The following is a 16,991-nucleotide window of genomic DNA, read 5'->3' as shown; positions in this document are numbered from 1 at the left end:
CATACCCATAGGTACGCGGTGGGGTTACGTGGACCTCGGCGGCACGAAGACCTCCACGGCACCACCGGATTCGCGGACGAGCACCTCGGGCAGGGCGGGCGGCGCGGCGGGCAGCTCGTGGGACACGACCGCGCCGTCCACGGCGAAGCAGGTGAGGTGGCACGGGCAGTTCAGCCGGCGGGCCGGCGCGTCCAGGGCCAGCCGGCAGCCCAGGTGGGTGCACGTCCCCGACACCGCCGCCACCCGGCCCCCGTCACGCCGCACGAACCCCGCCACCGCGCCCACGTCGAACGGTCGCACCGCGCCGTCGGGCAGCTCCTCGGCGGCGGCCACGGCGTGCCACTCGCCTTCGTCCGGGACGAGGGTTCGCGGGCCGTCGGTGCCGGGCGCGGCGGCGGACCCGGTGAGGACGTGGTCCACGGCCGCGCCGCCCGCAGCCGCCGCCGCGGCCGCCGCGGCGATCCCGATGAACCGCCGCCGCCCGCCGCCGGGTTCGGCCGACTCGACGCCGTCGAGTTCGCGGGCCAGCCGCTCGCGCAGCCCGACCACGAACTCCTCGCCCGGAGCCCCGTCACCGGCACGCGCGGCGCGCAGCAGGATCGCGGTCCGCAACTCGGCCTCGTCGTCCTCGGCCGCCGCGAACGGGCGGGGACGGCGTCCGGCCAGCAGGTCCTCCACGAACCGCCGCGCTGCACGGCTGCTCACATCCCCATCCTCTCCGCCACGGTCGCCGCCTCGCGCAGCGCCCGGTGCTGCAACACCTTCGCGTTGCCCGCGGTGATGCCCAACTCCGCCGCCGCCTCCTTGATCGAACACGCCCGCAGGAACCGCAGTTGCAGGATGCGCCGGTACCGCTCGGGCAACGCGGCGAGGATCTGCTCGATCTGCTCGATCCGCTCGAACGCGCGCAAATCGTCCCCACCGCGCTCGACGGACGGCAGCTCCCGCTCGTCGTCCAGCGTCGTGACCTGCCGCCCCAGCGTCCGCCGCCAGTGCCCGGCCAACACCGTGCGCACGGTGGCCAGCAGGTACGCCCGCACCTCGCCGACGCTCGCCGTGACCCGCAACGGCCGCAACGCGGTCAGGAACACCTCCGTGGTCAGGTCCTCGGCGTCCGCCCGGTTCCCCACCTTGGCGAACACCAACCGGTACACGCGTTCCACGTTGTCCCGGTAGATCGCCTCCCAGTCGGAGTAGGCGTCGCCGTCCACGGCGCGCAACGGCACCGGCGCGTCACCCGCCTCCCGCTCGTGCTCCCGCGACCTACGCCGCGCAGGTAATCGCTGTCCCACCCTGCACCGTCCGGCCTCCCCACGTCACCGACACCAGACAAGTACGCGCCCGGGTTACGCGGTGCCCGCGGCCGGAGTCGCAGCGATCTCACCCACCGGTCCGGTCGGTGATGAACCGGGTCAGCACGGCGGCGAACTCCTCGGGCGCTTCTTCGTGCGGCGCGTGGCCGACGCCCGGCAACACCTGCACCTCCCCTCGCCACAACGTCGGCATGGCGACCTTGCGCAGGTAGTCCAGGCTGACGAGCTGCTCGCCCTCGCCGTGCAGCACCGCCAGCGGCCGGGACAGCTCGGCGACGATCCTCTCCTCGTCGGTGAACCGGCCCGCGCCGATGCCGGCCAGCAGCCCGGCGCGGGCGGCACCGTCGGTGGCCAGGATGTCGGCGACGAACCCGGCCGTCGGGAACGTCGAGCCCGGCGCGAGGAAACTCGCGGCGTAGGACCGGGCGGCCTCGGCGTCCACCTCGGCGGTGAAGCCGACGTTGAGCGCCGGGCTCGGGAGGAACGCCTCCCCGAACCGCTGCGCCGTCGCGACCGGCGGCGTCCCGAAGATCACCAGCCCGGCGGCGTCGGCCAGCCGGGCCGCCGCCTCCAGCACGATGTGCCCGCCCAGGCTCCACCCGACGACGACGGCCCCTTCGGCGCCGGTCGCGGCCACGAACTCGACGAGGACGTCGGCGTAGCCGGGCAGGGAGTAGCCGTCGGCGTCCACGGCGGGCGCGGAACGGCCGTGCCCCGGCAGATCCAGGGCCAGGCAACGGAACCGCTCGCCGAAGGGGCCGTCCATCAACGCACGCCAGGTACGGGCGGAGGACGAGTTGCCGTGCACCAGCACCACCGGCTGCCCGGTGCCGGCCGACTCGCCGTACGCCACTTCCCGCCCGGCCACCACGACACGTCTTTCGTCCATCGAACGGATCCTCTCCTCCGGCGGCACTTCCCGGTAGCGTCCCACGCCACGAAACCGGACGCGGGACCCGGCCACCATCCGCTCATCAGCGTAAGTCGTTTCGCGACAAGGACTTGGCTTGTGGTTCAAGCGGTTCGGCCGTTGGCGGGTACCCCGGTTGATCATGGGTGCAGCCCCAGGGTGATGATCCTCTTGCGACAGATGGATCTTCGACCAAGGGCCGCGTGATCGGTGTGCGCGACCTCTCACCCGAGCGGGAGTGGGGGCGGTTGTCCCGGTTGCGGACCGCGCCGGCGGAGCTGCCCTCGCCCCGTGCGGCGATCGGCCGCCTGGTGCCGGCGGTGGACGTCTCGCCGTGGCTGCGGCCGACGGCAACACCTGCCCGGACCGGGCGTTCTGCCACACCTGCGGACGTGGGAAGGACGAGCACCGGGGTGCGGATCCCGGGAAGGATGCGCTCCGATCGGGTGCTGCGCCGCCCGACCCCGCCACGAGGGGGCACTGCCGATCATCGAAGGCACCGTGATCCGGCTGACCGTCGAGCACCCGCCCTCCGGCGGGGTGAACAAGCCGGTCCGGCTGTGGTGCTCGCACGTCGACACCACCCCGGCCGAAGTCGACCGCGGCCGGCAGCCGTTCCAGCGCAGGTTCGATGTCGAGCGCCCGTTTCGCCTGCTCAAGCAGACGCTCGGGTGGACCAGGCCCCGGCTGTGACGACCCGGGTCCGCCGACCGGTGGACCCGGCCCGTCCCGGCCGCCCACGCCCGACTCCGCCTGGCCCGGCCGCCGGCCGCCGACCTGCGCCACCCCTGGGAACGCCCCGCCGAACCCGCCCGGCCCACCCCGGTCCGCCTCCGACGCGGGTTCCGCAACATCCACCCGACCACCGCCCGCCCGGCAGCGCTGCCCAAACCCGCCCGACCGGGACCAGGACACCCTCCCGGATCGAACAACCGTGCGGCGGCACAACGATTCGACGTCGGACGCATCCCGGCCACAGACGAGGCTCACAGCCGACCGGCACACCACCAGAGGGGAACCACACCGCGCCGAACCGCTCAAATCACAAGCTTGGCCGGTGCCGAATGGACGCCGTCGCCGGTACCGCGGCCTGGAGTCCGGACGCTGGTCAGTCCGCGCGCAGCAGCCCGGCCACCGCCTCGATGCGCCGCCGCCCTCGCGGGTTCCGGTACCAGGCCATGACCACCGGGTGGCGTTCCACGTTGTAGGTCTCACGCCAGGAGTGCACGGCCACGTCGTCGTCCAGGAACCAGCGGTTCCACGGAGACGAGGCCACCGGGACCTCCGCGACCACGCCGACGAACCGGTCGACCTCGATCTCCAGCCCCCAGCCGGGACCTCGGCCGGCCACCGGCACCGCTTCCCGCCACGACCCGTCCCGGTGGATCTCCTGCCCCAGCGCGGCCGACTCGATCAACCCGACCGCCGAGTCCGCGATCCACGCCTCCGGGTGCACGACGTCGAGCCCGATGCGCCCGGTCGACCACCCCAGCGTCAGCTCCCACCCCTCCACGTCGCCGACCCTGGCCACCCAGTCTCCCGACTCGACCTGTTCCCAGCCGGATTCGGCCGACGAGGTGAACCGGTACCGGCCGCTGGTGACAGGTCTCTCGGTGGGGATGTCGAGCCCGCCGAAGCGGGCGAAGAACCGCAGCAGCCGGGCCGCGCCGCCGTCCGGACCCGGCACCGGTCGACCGTCGAGGTCGGTGCAGACGTACCGGTCGGGGTCGTGCGCGGTCGGCGACGACCGGGGCTGCGACGCCAGGAACCGCCGCGCCCGCGCGCTCGGCTCGGCGGGATCGTCGCCGATCGAGCCGGTGTCCGGGCCGGCACCTCCCCGTCCGGAGTGGACAGGACGAGCTTCCGGCACCTGAGCGGCTGACCGGGCCGCCGGGGTCGTCCGCAGGTGGGACGGCAGGTGCAGCCACGCGGTGGATTCGGCGTCCCACCCGGTGAGGATCGCGGTGCCGTGCGGTGTTCCGACCGGGACGTGGTGCGCCGTGAGGAGGCCGGGCACGGTCAGGTGCACGGCGTCGAGGTCTTCGGCGGCGCGGGTCCAGCACACCTGCGCGCGCCCGTCCGACGTGCGCGGGTAGCGGGTAACCAGCCGCCCGTAGTCGGCGGGCGAGTCGATGGTGAACAGCCGGACGTCCGCCGGGTCGAACGTGACGGTGGACAGCGGTCGGTCCGGGCCGGACTCCGCCAGTTCGCCCCACTGCCACATGCTGGTGCCGTCGGGGAGGGTGGACGAGGTCCACAACGCCCCGACCGGTTTGTCGGGGCCTGCGGGCCCGTCGGCGACCTGGACCGCGCGCGGTGTCGCGTCCGTCGCGTACCGGACCTGGGGCGACCGCAGCGAGGTGTCCCCGAGAGATCCGGTCGACAGGCGTCGCAGGACGGCGGCGGCGACGTGGTCGAGTTCCGGCGCGGGCCGTGCGGTGAAGTCGCGGCCGGAGTGCTGGAGGGACGCCGCGAACGCGATGTGCCGGTAGAGGTCGGCGTCGGTCAGGTCGGCGAGTCGGGCATCGAGGTCGGAATCGCCGAGGAAATCGCGCAGGAGCAGGCACAGTTCGATGAGGACGGGGCTCCTGGGCCGGTCGACGGGGTGATCGGCCATGAGTGGACCTCGTCTTCGTGCGGGGCGGCCGGCCTGCTGGACTGTAGCGCCGCACCGGCCCGCCGGCAGTCGACCTCGATCTCCGGGGTCTTGTGGGTGCGTTCGTACCGGACGTCCTATCCCATTCTGGGTGAGAGGTGTCGCCGATGCCCGCCAGGAGGACGGCGGGTGTCGGTCGTTCGACCGGCAGTGCGCGCGGGCCCCGGCGGCTACCTTGCGGCCGACTCACAACACTCGGAGGAGCACCATGACGACCACCCGGCGCGTTCTCACCGGTCTGGCCACCGCAGGGCTGCTGATCCCGGTCCTCTGCGCGGGTTCCGCCACGGCCGCGACCAAGGGCAAGATCTACATCTCCAACAACTGCGGCAAGGCGGTCTCCACCACGATCCACCGCACCGACGGGTCGATGATCGCGGGCACCTCGGCCGCCCCGGCGGGCTCGTACTTCGCCTACCCGGTCGACCCGGGCAGCTACCAGGTCCGCGTGCCCGCCGGCAACCGGAACGTGCGGATCCAGGACCTCAGCCCCAAGGCCCACTCGGTCATCGTCAAGGCCTGCTGACACCGGGACCGCGGGTCTGCCCGGTCGGCGGTGCGGGGCGGCGGCCGTGTGGGCTGCCGCCCCGCGTCGCGGGTGGTGTCAGTTCCAGCTGAGCTGGGTGGTGCCTCGGGAGGTGGAGGAGTACCCGTCGATCCAGATCTGGTAGGTGACCCCGGCGGTGACGTTGAGGTTGACGACCGATTGCAGGCCGCAGTTGGAGTCGTCGTTGGTGACCACGGTGTTCAGCCCGGTGATGCTCGACCCGGTGGCGATGGTGAGCACGGTGTCGTAGGTGGAGCCGCAGGTGCGGAACTGGAAGGTGCCCGAATTGGCCGGGGTCCAGCGGTACCAGATGCTGCTGTCGGGCGCGGACCCGAGGTAGGGCTCGCCCGGCTCGCCCAGGGCCCTGGTGTTGGACGAGGTCACCGCGCCGGAGGTGCCGGCGATGGTCTGGGCCGTGGCGAACAGGTCGTTGGCCGGGGGGTTGACGGCGTAGGCGAGCACCAGCGAGCCCCGCTGTCCGGCGTAGCCGCCGGCCTGGATGCGGTAGACGACGCCGGCGGTCACCGGGAAGGTGATCTGGGACTGGAGTGAGCCGTTGGTGTCGTCGTTGGCCGCGATCTGGGTGAGGGCCGCCAGCGCGGAACCGGTGAAGGCGGCCAGCGTGGTGTCGATGGCCGACCCGGCGGTGGAGACGCGGGCGGTGCCGGTCTCGGGCGCGGTCCACGAGTGCCAGATGGAGGCGTCGGCGGCGGCGTGGATCGGGGCCGGCTCCCCGGCTTCGCCGGTGGCGGCCGTGGTGTCGGTGTAGACCTGCCCGACCGTGCCGGTGAGCACCTTCGGGGCGGTGAAGTCGTCGCCGGCGGGCCGGTTGACGCCGTAGCTGAGCCGGAACGCGCCGGTGGCGGAGGCGTGGCCGTCGACCCGGATGCGGTAGGGGGTTCCGGCCGTGACGGTGAGTTCGACCTCGGACTGGAGGGTGCCGTTGGCGTCGTCGTTGTGCGCCACGGAGGTCAGGCCGGTCGCGGAGTAGCCGGTGTAGACGTCGAGTTCCGAGTCGAAGCCGTGCTGGTTGACCGTGATCTGGGCGTTGCCGGAGGCGGAGGGCGTCCACTTGTACCAGACGGAGACTTCGCCGGCGGCGGGTTCTCCGGGTTCGGCGGTGGCCTCCTGGTTGGTTCCGGCGAGGGACCCGGAGTTGCCGACCAGTGCGGTGGCCCAGTCGAAGTCGTCGTTGGCCGGTCGCGAGGCGATCCGGGGGTCGGACCCGCCGGGGGTGGGGTCGTGCCGGGTGGTGTGGGTCTTCTTGTCGGCGAGCGTCAGCGGTTTGGGGGCCGGCGCGACGTCCTGGGCCTTGATGCCGAAGGTCGGCGCGGCGACGGGGGGATCGGCCGGCTTCTTCGGGTCGGCCGACGCGACCGGCCCGGCCACGGTGGTGATCGAGAGCGCGGCCACGGCCGCGACGGCCATGATCCCCGCTCTCCGTCTTCCTGTTCTCCCACTGTTCCCTTGTTGGTTCATCAAGGCGTTTCCTCTCTTCATCTGCGGTAGGCGGACCGGATGCCCGGCACGGCCCCCGTCGCGTGATCGGAGATCCCCGCTCCGACCGGCTCCCAGTCTCGGGTCGGCGGCCGGGCGGCGGATCCGAGCCGGCACGGGTGCGCTTCTCCGTACTGGTACGGAGAAGCGCACGCCTCCGGCCCCCTACGGTGGTCGGGTGCACCGGCCTCGCCGCCCCGCTCCGGTCGTGGCCGCCGTGGTCGCGGCGATGGTCGTCGGCGGGGCCGTGGTGGCCATGGCCTCCGGCGATCTCGGCGCCGCCGCGCACTTCGCCGCCATCGCCCTGCCGGCGCTCACGTCAGCGGGGTTGGGCGTGCTGATCGCCAACCGACGGGCGGGAAACCCGGTCGGCGTGCTGCTCGTGCTGGTCGGGATGGCCGCGGTCTGGGAGGGCTTCGGCGAGTTGTACGCCGTGGTCGTCCGGAGCGGCCCGGGGCTGCTGCCGGTCTCGGACCTGTCGCTCGCCTTGGTGGCCGCCGACTGGATGTTCCTCTACGTGCCGCCCGCGTTGCTCATGTTGTGCTTCCCGGACGGGACGTTGCCGGGCCGGCGTTGGCGGTGGGTGGTGGCCGGGCTGCTGGTGGTCGCCCCCTTGTACACCGCAGCCGAGTCATTCGACCCCGGCCCGTTCCGCGACGTCGCGCACGCGCCGGCTGGACCGGGCGAACCCGTCCGCACGATCATCGTGGTCCTGGACAACGGGCTTCCGTTCGTGTTCCTGGGCCTGCTCGTCCTGTCCGCCACCGCCATGGTCGTCCGCTACCGCCGCAGCACCGAGCACGTCCGCCGCGCGCAGCTGAAGTGGTTCGCGCTCGGCGCGCTCTCCCTGCCGGTGACCTTGTTGCTGTGCTGGGCCGGCTACCTGCTGTTCGGCAACCCCGACCTGGTCCAGTTCGGACTGATCGCGATGTACGTGGCCATCCCGACCGCCACGGCGATCGCGGTGCTGCGCCACGACCTCTACGACGTCGACAAGGCCCTCAGCGCCACGGTGACCTACGGTCTGGTCACCGCCGTGCTGCTCGGCCTCTACACCGGCGTGTCGTTCGTCGTCGGCCTGCGCACGGGCGGGACGTCGCCGGTCGGCGCGGCCACGGCCACCGCCGTGTGCGCGGCGGTGCTCGCGCCGTTGCGCCGAGGGCTGCAACGCCACGTGGACCGGTGGCTCTACCCCGCCCGCAGCGCGGCCCTCGCCGCGATCGACGACCTGCACCGGCGGACCCACGCCGGGACCGCGCTTCCCGAGCAGTTGGAGGCGGTCCTGCGCACCGCGTTGCACGACCCGGATCTCCGCGTGGTGTACCGGCTGCCGGGCCAGGACGGCCTCTTCGACGTGGCCGGTCGCCACGCGGACCCGGCGGACGGCCACTTCGCGCCGGTCCGACTGGGCGGGCAGGACATCGGCGGGCTGATCGGCGGTGCCACCGGCACCCGGGACCTGCTGACCGAGGTGGCGACCGCCGGTGCCCTGCTGGTGGAGGTCGTGCGGCTGCGCAGCGAGGTCAACCGCGCGTTGCGGGAGGTCCGGTCGAGCCAGAGCCGACTGCTGCACGCGGGCTACCAGGAGCGGCGTCGCCTCGAACGCGATCTCCACGACGGCGCACAACAGCGGCTGGTGTCGCTCGGCATGGCGTTGCGGCTGGCCCAGCGCCACCTCGACGACGGGACCGTCGACGTCGACGGGCTGCTCGACCAGTCGGTCGCCGAGCTGGGCACCGCCGTCGCGGAGCTGCGCCGGATCGCCAACGGCCTGCGGCCCTCCAGCCTGGACGACGGGCTCGGGCACGCGTTGAGCACGCTCGCCGCCGGGCTGCCGATCCCGGTCACGCTGCGGGTGTGCGCCGACGACCTGCCCGACGACGTGGCGACCACCGCCTACTACGTCGCCGGCGAAGCGATGACCAACGCGGTCAAGCACGCCCGCGCGACCACCGTCGCGCTGGGCGTGGAAGTCGCGGGCGGGCAGGTGACGGTCCGCGTCAGCGACGACGGCATCGGCGGCGCGCGGCCCCGTCCCGGCGCGGGCCTGGCCGGCCTGACCGACCGGGTCCGCGCCGCCGGTGGTGTGCTGAGCCTGTCCAGCCCACGGGGTGGCGGCACGGTGGTCGAGGCGGTGCTGCCGTGCGCGTGGTGATCGGCGAGGACTCGACGCTGTTCCGGGAGGGGCTCGCCCGGCTGCTGGCCGACGCCGGGCACGAGGTCGTGGCCAAGGCCATCGACGCGCCGGCGCTCGTGGCCGCCGTCGACGCCACCGGACCGGACCTGGTGATCGCCGACATCCGGATGCCGCCCGACCTGACCGACGACGGCGCGCGCGCCGCGCGGCAGGTCCGGCGGGCCCACCCGGGGCTGGGCATCGTCCTGCTCTCCCAGCACGTCGAGACCCGGCACTCCCTCGAACTGGTGTCCTCCGGGGGATTCGGGTACCTGCTCAAGGACCGGGTGTTCGACGTCGAGGACTTCCTCGAAGCGCTGCGCCGGGTCGCGGCCGGCGGATCGGCGCTGGACCCGGAGATCGTGTCCCGGCTGCTGGGCGCGCGCCGCCGCGACGACCCGCTGTCCAGGCTCACCGCCCGGGAGCACGAGGTGCTCGCGCTGATGGCGGAAGGGCGGACCAACGTCGGCCTCGCCCGCCGGCTGCGGCTCGCCGAGCGCACCGTGGAGACCCACGTCGGGTCGATCCTGGCCAAGCTCGGCCTGGCCGACTCAGACGAGGACCACCGCCGGGTGCTCGCCGTCCTGCTCTACCTCGACCGGCTCCCGGACCGCTCCTGACCGCGTTCGGCGACCACTGCCCAGGGGTGTTCCCGGCCCCGATGCCGGGCGGGGAGGTCGGGACGCCGGTGGGAGGGTGGGCGTCGGGTATCCCCTTCGACCTCGGCTGTGACGGGACGGGATCTGCGCCGCTGCCTGGTGGCCGGTCGTCGGGCCGGTCGAGTGTTGCGGTGCCGGGCGGGTGGGCGACCCGGTGCCCGGCGGCGCGGGCGACCGTGACCGGCAGCGCTGCCCGTCCACCATGCCGACCGTTCGTCCCGGGTGGTCGACGGTCGGGCGTCGAGCGCCGGCACCCACGTGACGACCAGACCCCGCCCACCGACGGCCGTGTCCCTGCCGGCGGACCCTCGATGCCACCGGACCCGACGACCACACCTCCACGATCAGGAAACACGAAAGAGGTAACGAGGGCACCGCCCGGCCGACCAACCATCCACAGTGGACGGATGATCGACCGGGCGGTGCTCGCGACCGGTCAGGCCACGACCTTCCAGTGGCTGTTGGCCACGGGCAGGGTGATCGTCAGGTTGTCGCAGCCGAAGTCGCTGCTCGACACGCTGGACGGTGGCGTCACCGAGGAGTTCGCGGTGGTCAGGTTGCTCCACGTGCCGCCGACCCTGATCTGGATCTGGGTGGCCTCGAACCGCGCCCCGGTCACCTCGGTGCAGTAGTAGCCCTGGCCGGTGGCGGAGTTGTACTGGGTGTAGACCTCGAACATGTCCCACCCGCCGTGGGTCTGGCTGAGCTTGGCCGGGTCGGCGCTGGTGTGCAGCGCGTCCCACGTGCCGGTGGAGTAGTTGTACAGGTAGGCGGTCCACGAGTTGGTCACCGCGTTGGTCTGCACGTCCTTCACCGTGTAGACGCGCTTCCCGAGGATCGTCGTGGTGTAGGTGCTGACGAACGTGGCGTCCACCCACGAGATGGTGGCGAAGGCGGGCGTCGCGGCGCACCAGTCCCACGCTCCGACGCCGTTGCCGCCGGCGAAGTAGATCGTCGTCACCTCGATGCAGGTCTTGCCGCTCGGGTCGAGCGTCGGGGCGTAGACGACGTCGGGGTTGCTCGCCGAGAGGTGCACGTTCGGGTTGATGTAGTGGGTGGCCTGCGCGCCTTCGGAGGCGACGTTCGGGAACGCGCCCCAGTCGGCGTGCAGCGTGCCCGCCCACGGGGTGACGCTCGCGGTGCGCACCGGCGCGTCGGCGCGGCCGGTGTGGCGGGCCTCGCCCAGTGCGCGGAACCGGTCGTTCACCAGCGGTCCCGTCGCCGCTCTGGCGGCCTCGCCGCGCAGGGCGGGCACGAGCTTCCCGCTGGCCGGTGCCGTCGGCGAGGGCGTGACGCCCTCCGCCGGGGCTTTGTCCACTGTGGACGCGTACCCGGCCGGCGCGGCGGCCACCGACAACGCGACGACGGCCAGCAGCGCGACACCGGCGCGCCGCAGGGAACGGCGAGACCCGCCCGCTGACGGGCGTGACGACAGCAATTTCATCGTTGTCCTCCCCAGAACCGTGTGATCCGACTTCCAGGTTGCACGGTGAATCCGTCGCGGCGTTGCCCGAACGCGCACGGCGCTTGCCCATTCGCGCATCAGCGGGCCTGTTGCCGGCGGTACTCGCCCGGGGTCACGCCGTAGGTCGCGCGGAACAGCCGGGTGAAGTGCGCCGGGCTCGGGAAGCCCCACCGGGCGGCGACGCGGTGCGCGGGCAGGGCGTCCAGGCGCGGGTCGGCCAGGTCGCGGCGGCAGCGTTCGAGCCGGCGGTGCCGGATCCACGTCGCCGGGCCGGTGTTCTCCACGCCGAACAGCTGCTGCAACCGGCGCGTCGAGATGTGCAGCGCCGCCGCCACCGTCGCGGGGGTCAGCGCCGGGTCGGCGAGGTGGCGGTCCACGTGGTCCTCGGCGGCCAGCCGCAGCGCCCGCAGCCTGCACTCCGGGGTGAGCCTGTCCTGCGCCGCCAGCGGCTCGGCGAGCACGGCCGCGAGCAGGTCGACGGTGACCGAGGCCAGCACCGGCACGTCGGCCGGGGTGAACTCGTGCGCGCGCTGCATGGTGTCGCGCAGCCAGCGGGCGAGCGACGCGCCCAGCCCCCGCCGCGCGCTGAACGTGACGGCGGTCAGCCTGCTGACCGCGTTCGGCGACAACGGGAGCCGCGCCCGGGGCACCTGGACGAGCAGGGACGGGGCGGCGGGCGAGCACAGGCGCTGGGCCGACATCGGGCGGGAGGTGTCGTACAGCGTGAACTCCTCGACGCCCAGGTGCGCCCGCCGGTCCGCCTGCCACACCACCGCTTCGCCCCCGAGGACGAGGTTGAGCTGGTACGCCTCGGGGTCGGAACGGCGGATCAGCCGAGGCGGCCTCCGGACGTGCACGGTCGGGTAGGCCAGCGCGGAGATCACCACGTCCCCCAGCGTCAGGGTGCGCATCGAGGCGCGGAAATCGGTCGCTTCGGCACTCCGCACCAGCGTCGGCGTCAGCGACCGCGCGCCGGACTCGACCCAGCTGTCGAACCTGTCGGACGCGGGCAGACCTTCGGTGCTGAACTCGGTCAACACGGCAACTCCCCCAAATCGAATCGCCCCCAACATGATGAGTATCACCAGAAGGGGCGGGGAAGTTGATGCGCGTGTGCGGTACCGCAGCGTTGTCGGCGGCCGATCAGCGGGCGCGGAATCGACAAACGGGGCGAACAGGACGAGATGTCCGACCGCGTCCCCCAATACTTCCGAGAACACGTCGTTTTCCCGGCGTCCACAGGACTTCCGGGTCAGATCGCCTCGACCTGCACGAAGAACTTGCGGTTGTCGGTCTGGAGCAGCGGGTCGGCTTTCAGCTGCCCGACCACGAAACCCACGGCCTGCTCGTAGTTCGTGATCTGCGCCATGGCCCTGAGGTGTGCCGGGTCGAGCGACTGGCCCCGTGCTGCGGTCAGGAATGCTTCTTCGCCCGTCTTGCCCTGGCGGTGCGAGGCGAACCAGGCGTCGACGCCGAGGGTCGCCTGGCTCGCGTGCAGCACGCGGACGTCCAGGGCGAGATCGGTGTTGAGGACTTCGCCGCGCTCCCAGTCGGCCGGGTCCAGCCCGCGGCCGGTCGCGTTCGCGGGAAACGCGCTCGATGTTCTGATGTTGCGCCAGTTCTGCTTGAAGATGCCCCAGTTGGCACCGTCGAACTGCTTGCCGTCGCCGCGCGGGTAGAACCGGTCGTCGGTGCCGAGGGTCTCGGTTTCGACCATGGCGACGGCGAGGTCCAGGAGGTTGCCGCCCGCGCTGAGCAACAACCGCTTGCGCGCTCCGAGGCCGGGGAACAGCGCCGGGGTGGTCGACGCCCCGTCGCCCCGGTCGTGGGTCACGGTGCCCCGGTAGTCGGTCAGGTCGGCGGGGGTGATCACGGCGCGCTGGTTGCGGATCGGGGTCGGGCTGAACGCGGCGGTGGGCGCGTGGGCCCGGATGTCGATGGCGGGCAACGGGAATCCCTGCGCGGTCATCCTGGCCACGAGCGCCGCCCGCACCGACTCGGCGCGCGCGCACGCCAGCCGCCAGTTGCGGTCCGCCGGTCCGGTGGTGCTGCTGAAGCCGTCCACGAGCAGCGCATCACCGACACCGCCGCGTTTCGTGGTCCGGATCCTGTTCCAGAGCGCGACGAACCCGGTGATCACCTTGGCGACCTCGCTGTCGATGGCGGCACCGCCCGCGTTGAAGACGACGGCGGGCGAGGTCTCCGGCGGCAGGGTGGTGGACACCGGGCAGCGCAGGTCGCGCGGGGGCGGCGAGGTCGTCGTGGGCAGGGCGTTGGCCGGGTCCCGCTGCACCGTGCGGGTGACCGCGGCGTTGCCCGCGAGCCGTTGCAGCGAACGGATCGCGGTCGGCGAGAAGTCGCCCGCACGTGGGTGGTGCGGGCGCGCATCTCGTTGTGGGGTGGGAGTTTGTCGAGATGCCTTCTCCACGAAGCCGTGCGCCATGCGGCCATTGTGCGCGGCGGTGGTCACGCGCGAGAGTGTCGTGCGTTTGTCTCTGTGTGCAGCGGCGTCCGCCCGTTTGGGCAAAAGAACTACGCCGTTCGGGCGGTGTGCGCCTACATGTGGGTGACACGGGTCGAAACGGCCTAACGGTGTGCTGGACTTCGCGATGGTCCGGGTGAGGCGGGGACTTCGAACCGGGGAGCCGGCGATGACGGGCCAGGTCAACGAGTTCAGCGGGTCGGCGGTGAACGTCGTGCAGGCGGGGCACATCGACGCGGTGCACCTGCACGAAGCCGCGCGCCCGCCGGTGTTCCTGGCGCCCACCCGCTCGTCCGTGCTCCTGGTCGGGCGCGACGGCCTGCGTGATCGTCTCCACGAGCTGGCACCGGGCGGATCGGTGGCGTTGTGGGGCATGCCGGGCGCGGGCAAGACCGCGTTGGCGCTGAGCCTCGCCTACGACGAGACGGTGCGGGAGCGGTTCCCGGACGGCGTGCTGTGGGCGGGTCTCGGCGCGCGGGCCGAGGTGCAGCGGCAGTTGTCGGTGTGGGGTGCCGCGGTGGGCCTGCGGCTGGAGGACGTGCGCGAACCGGGAGTGCGCGGCTGGGTGGAGGCGCTGCACCCGGTGATCGCCGCGGGCCGCTACCTGCTGGTGATCGACGACGCCTGGGACGCCGACCACGCCCTGGCGTTCCAGCTCGGCGGGCCGGCGTGCGCGCACGTGCTCACGACCCGGCTGCCCGGGGTGGCGGCGGAGTTCGGTGACGTCGTGGTCAAGGTCGGCGAGCTGTCGGTGCGCGACGGCGTGGCCCTGCTGTCCGCGCTGGCACCCCGGGCCGTGGCCGGTGATCCGGCGGCCACCGCCCGGATGGTGGGCCTGGTCGGCGGTCTGCCGCTGGCGCTCACGCTGATCGGCCACCGGCTGCGCCTGGACGCGGTGGAGGGCGATTTCCGGGTCGTGGAGGCGCTGGACCGGCTGCGCGCGGCGGGGGCGCGGCTGGCGTTGACCAGGCGTGAGGCCCCGGCGGCGGCGCACCCGAGCCTGCCCGCCGGGGTGCCGGTCTCGTTGCAGGCCACTCTGGACGTCGGCTACGGGAGGCTGTCCGGCGCGGCCAGGCAGGCGCTGCGCGACCTCGCGGCGTTCCCCGCCAAACCCGAGAGCTTCACGGTATCCCGCGCGTGGTCGGTGGTGCCGGACCGGGAGGCGGTGGCCGAGGTCGTGCGCGCGGGCCTGGTCGAGTCGTTGCCGGACAACAGGTACTCGATGCACCAGGTCGTGCACGACTACGCCGGAGGCGAGGGGGGCTCAGGTGCCGCTGAACGACGTCTGGCCACGGTCTTGTTCGCACAGGAGGGCGTCATGACACCGGAGGAAGTGGATCGGGAGTTCGGGACGGTCCTGCACGCACTCGAACACGCCCACCGGCACGGTATGCACGAGACCCTGCTGGCGGGCGTCGACGAGGTGTACGGGCACCTCGCGCTGCGGGGCCTGTACTCCGTGGCGGAAAAGCACCTGCGGCACGCGCTGTCGGCGGCCCGGACGATCAACGACACCGCGTCCGAGGCGCGCACCCTCGTCCGGCTGGGCAGCGCCGTGATGGAGCAGGGCGAACTGCGCGAAGGCGGGCGCTACCTCGTGGACGGCCTGCGCCTGGCCCAGCAGGCGGACCTGACCGGCGAGATCGTGGAACTGATGGTGCGGCTCGGCTGGAGCGCGGGCATGCGCGGCAACCTCGAACACGCCCGGCGGCACTTCGCCGACGCCCTGGTCGGCGCGTCCGGCGAGGAGGCCATCGCGCCGTTGCAGGGACTCGGCTGGGTCGCCGGGTTGCAGGGCCGGCACGCGGATTCGCACAGCCACCTCCAGCGGGCGCTGGAACTGGCGCGGCAGGGCGAGGACGGCGCCCGGCTCGCCGACGTGCTCCAGGTCGCGGGTTGGATGAGCGTGCAGGCGGGCGAGTACCCCACCGCGCGGGGGCACTTCGAGGAGTGCCTCGCCATCGCGCGCGAGGTGCACCAGGGCAGCGCGGAGGTGGACGCGCTGCACGGGCTGGGCTGGCTCGCGTTCCAAAGTGGACACTACCCGCGCGCCCGACAGCTGCTCGTGGAGGCGCTGGAGCGCGCGGACCAGCTCGGCTACCACGAGCGGATGCCGATCGTGCTCAACCTCGGCCGGGTCGCCGCCCGCACCGCCCTGCCCGACTACGCCCGCGCGCGCCTGGTCGAGGCGTGGGAGCTGGCCAAGGAGCAGGACCGGCCGGAGAAGCTCTGCGACGTGCTGCGCGAACTCGGCAGGCTGGAACTGGCCGGAGGCGACTCGGGCGCGGCGGAGCCGCTGCTGCGGGAGAGCCTGGCCATCGCCGAACGGATCATGGTCCGCACGTGCCTGGTGGATTCGCTGGAGGCGTTGGCCGAGTTCGACCTCGCGGCCGGCCGGATCGCGGCGGCACGGGAGGGCTTGGAACGCGCGTCCCGGCTCGCCCGGACCGAACCCGCGTTGCTGGCGCGGTTGCGGCTGCGGCTCGCCGAGGCCGAGGAGGCGGAGCACGGGGCGGTGGCCGCGCGAGACCTGTACCTCGCGGCGTTCAGCGGCGCGGACCGCACCGGTCAGGACGAGGTCGCCGCTCTGGCCGCGTTCGGGCTGGCGCGCGCCGGCGCAGCGGGTGGCGATCGAGCCGAGGCCGTACGGCTCGCGGACGACTGCGCCGCACGGTTCGACCGGATCGGCTCACCGCGGGCGGCGGAGGTCCGGCGGTGGAGGGACACCGAACTTGCCCCGGACGTCCAATAACCGAGATCCTCGGCCCTTTTGCGGCAATGCCCGCTGTCCGCAGAATGACCGTCACTCCCGCGCCGGCCCTAATTCGTCGGGATCAGCTGTTTTCGGGCACGCTGAACTGGCGCGCCTATCGCCTTTTTCTGGGCATCACCGGCCGGCGGCCCATTCGCTTTCGGCCCCCACCGGCTCTGGTTCCCCTCCGCCGGCAACGGCGTCCACGCGTCACCGGGCGGCAACCAGCTCGCCGTCGGCCTGCGCAGGCCCGGTTCGCGTTTTCGCGACAGCGCCATCCACGCGGTGCCGGCCCTCGGCTGGTCCGCTTCGGGTCGACGGCGAGGTCGTCTCGGGATCTCCGGCAGCGCCATCCACCCGGCGGCCCCGCCCGCGACCAGCGTGTGCAGGACGGTCATGACGATCTGGAACGCCGTCGGCTCGCCGTCGAACCCGGCCGCGATCTGCGACGCCCCGGCGACCGCGAACAGCGCCACGACGGTGGCGGGACGCGGACGGCGGAAGCTCACGCGACCATTGTGCCGAGCGGGGCGA

General features: G+C 73.0%; 14 protein-coding genes. 5 read left to right on the top strand and 9 right to left on the bottom strand.

The features are described 5' to 3' along the window. Window positions 1-24: 24 nt before the first annotated feature. The 3 genes from AC0HI0_RS16285 to AC0HI0_RS16275 form a co-directional block, all read right to left on the bottom strand. Complete coding sequence (locus tag AC0HI0_RS16285) at window positions 25-705, bottom strand: Rieske (2Fe-2S) protein (protein ID WP_480933205.1); 681 nt, start codon at window positions 703-705, stop codon at window positions 25-27. Continuing rightward, entirely contained in the window at window positions 702-1,226 is a 525-nt protein-coding gene (locus AC0HI0_RS16280) for an RNA polymerase sigma factor (RefSeq protein ID WP_480933204.1), read from the bottom strand. Before AC0HI0_RS16280 ends, AC0HI0_RS16285 begins: the two co-directional genes overlap by 4 nt. 154 nt (window positions 1,227-1,380) lie before the next feature. Beyond that, complete coding sequence (locus AC0HI0_RS16275; RefSeq protein ID WP_480933203.1) at window positions 1,381-2,202, bottom strand: alpha/beta fold hydrolase; 822 nt, start codon at window positions 2,200-2,202, stop codon at window positions 1,381-1,383. 522 nt (window positions 2,203-2,724) lie between these two features. On the opposite strand from AC0HI0_RS16275, the gene AC0HI0_RS16270 reads away from it, so the two are divergent. Next, the gene (locus AC0HI0_RS16270; RefSeq protein WP_480933202.1) at window positions 2,725-2,916 is read left to right on the top strand and encodes a hypothetical protein; all 192 of its coding nucleotides are present in this window, start codon (window positions 2,725-2,727) and stop codon (window positions 2,914-2,916) included. Window positions 2,917-3,331: 415 nt separating this feature from the next. Here the strand turns inward: AC0HI0_RS16270 and AC0HI0_RS16265 are convergent, their stop codons facing one another. After that, window positions 3,332-4,840, bottom strand: a complete 1,509-nt coding sequence (locus tag AC0HI0_RS16265; protein WP_480933201.1) for a hypothetical protein — start codon at window positions 4,838-4,840, stop codon at window positions 3,332-3,334. A gap of 247 nt (window positions 4,841-5,087) precedes the next feature. Here AC0HI0_RS16265 and AC0HI0_RS16260 point away from each other — a divergent pair, with 247 nt between their 5' ends. Further along, on the top strand, window positions 5,088-5,405 hold the full coding sequence (locus AC0HI0_RS16260; RefSeq protein WP_480933200.1) for a hypothetical protein: 318 nt from the start codon (window positions 5,088-5,090) through the stop codon (window positions 5,403-5,405). A 78-nt stretch (window positions 5,406-5,483) separates the two neighbouring features. Here AC0HI0_RS16260 and AC0HI0_RS16255 read toward each other — a convergent pair whose 3' ends face one another. Next, the gene (locus AC0HI0_RS16255) at window positions 5,484-6,854 is read right to left on the bottom strand and encodes a hypothetical protein (RefSeq protein WP_480933199.1); all 1,371 of its coding nucleotides are present in this window, start codon (window positions 6,852-6,854) and stop codon (window positions 5,484-5,486) included. A gap of 247 nt (window positions 6,855-7,101) precedes the next feature. Here AC0HI0_RS16255 and AC0HI0_RS16250 point away from each other — a divergent pair, with 247 nt between their 5' ends. After that, window positions 7,102-9,078 carry a sensor histidine kinase gene (locus tag AC0HI0_RS16250; protein ID WP_480933198.1) on the top strand — a complete coding sequence of 659 codons (1,977 nt, stop codon included), beginning with the start codon at window positions 7,102-7,104 and terminating at the stop codon, window positions 9,076-9,078. After that, window positions 9,066-9,719 carry a response regulator transcription factor gene (locus AC0HI0_RS16245; protein WP_480933197.1) on the top strand — a complete coding sequence of 218 codons (654 nt, stop codon included), beginning with the start codon at window positions 9,066-9,068 and terminating at the stop codon, window positions 9,717-9,719. The genes AC0HI0_RS16250 and AC0HI0_RS16245 overlap by 13 nt, the downstream gene beginning before the upstream one ends. A gap of 475 nt (window positions 9,720-10,194) precedes the next feature. Here AC0HI0_RS16245 and AC0HI0_RS16240 read toward each other — a convergent pair whose 3' ends face one another. The 3 genes from AC0HI0_RS16240 to AC0HI0_RS16230 all read right to left on the bottom strand — a co-directional run bounded on the left by AC0HI0_RS16240 (window position 10,195) and on the right by AC0HI0_RS16230 (window position 13,666). Next, window positions 10,195-11,202 carry a carbohydrate-binding protein gene (locus AC0HI0_RS16240; protein ID WP_480933196.1) on the bottom strand — a complete coding sequence of 336 codons (1,008 nt, stop codon included), beginning with the start codon at window positions 11,200-11,202 and terminating at the stop codon, window positions 10,195-10,197. 98 nt (window positions 11,203-11,300) lie between these two features. After that, a complete protein-coding gene (locus tag AC0HI0_RS16235) occupies window positions 11,301-12,263 on the bottom strand; it encodes an AraC-like ligand-binding domain-containing protein (protein WP_480933195.1) in 963 nt (320 codons plus the stop codon). Between the two features lie 212 nt (window positions 12,264-12,475). After that, entirely contained in the window at window positions 12,476-13,666 is a 1,191-nt protein-coding gene (locus AC0HI0_RS16230; protein ID WP_480933194.1) for a hypothetical protein, read from the bottom strand. A 208-nt stretch (window positions 13,667-13,874) separates the two neighbouring features. Between AC0HI0_RS16230 and AC0HI0_RS16225 the strand changes: the two genes are divergently transcribed. Next, entirely contained in the window at window positions 13,875-16,457 is a 2,583-nt protein-coding gene (locus tag AC0HI0_RS16225) for a tetratricopeptide repeat protein (RefSeq protein WP_480933193.1), read from the top strand. 68 nt (window positions 16,458-16,525) lie between these two features. Here the strand turns inward: AC0HI0_RS16225 and AC0HI0_RS16220 are convergent, their stop codons facing one another. Beyond that, window positions 16,526-16,933 (bottom strand): hypothetical protein, encoded by a 408-nt coding sequence (locus AC0HI0_RS16220; protein WP_480933192.1) that lies wholly within the window; start codon window positions 16,931-16,933, stop codon window positions 16,526-16,528. Window positions 16,934-16,991 lie beyond the last annotated feature (58 nt).

It is taken from the genome of Saccharothrix sp. NBAS 001 (assembly GCF_056640475.1).
Note: the sequence above shows the minus strand (reverse complement) of the source record. Positions and strands in the feature narration are given on the sequence as shown.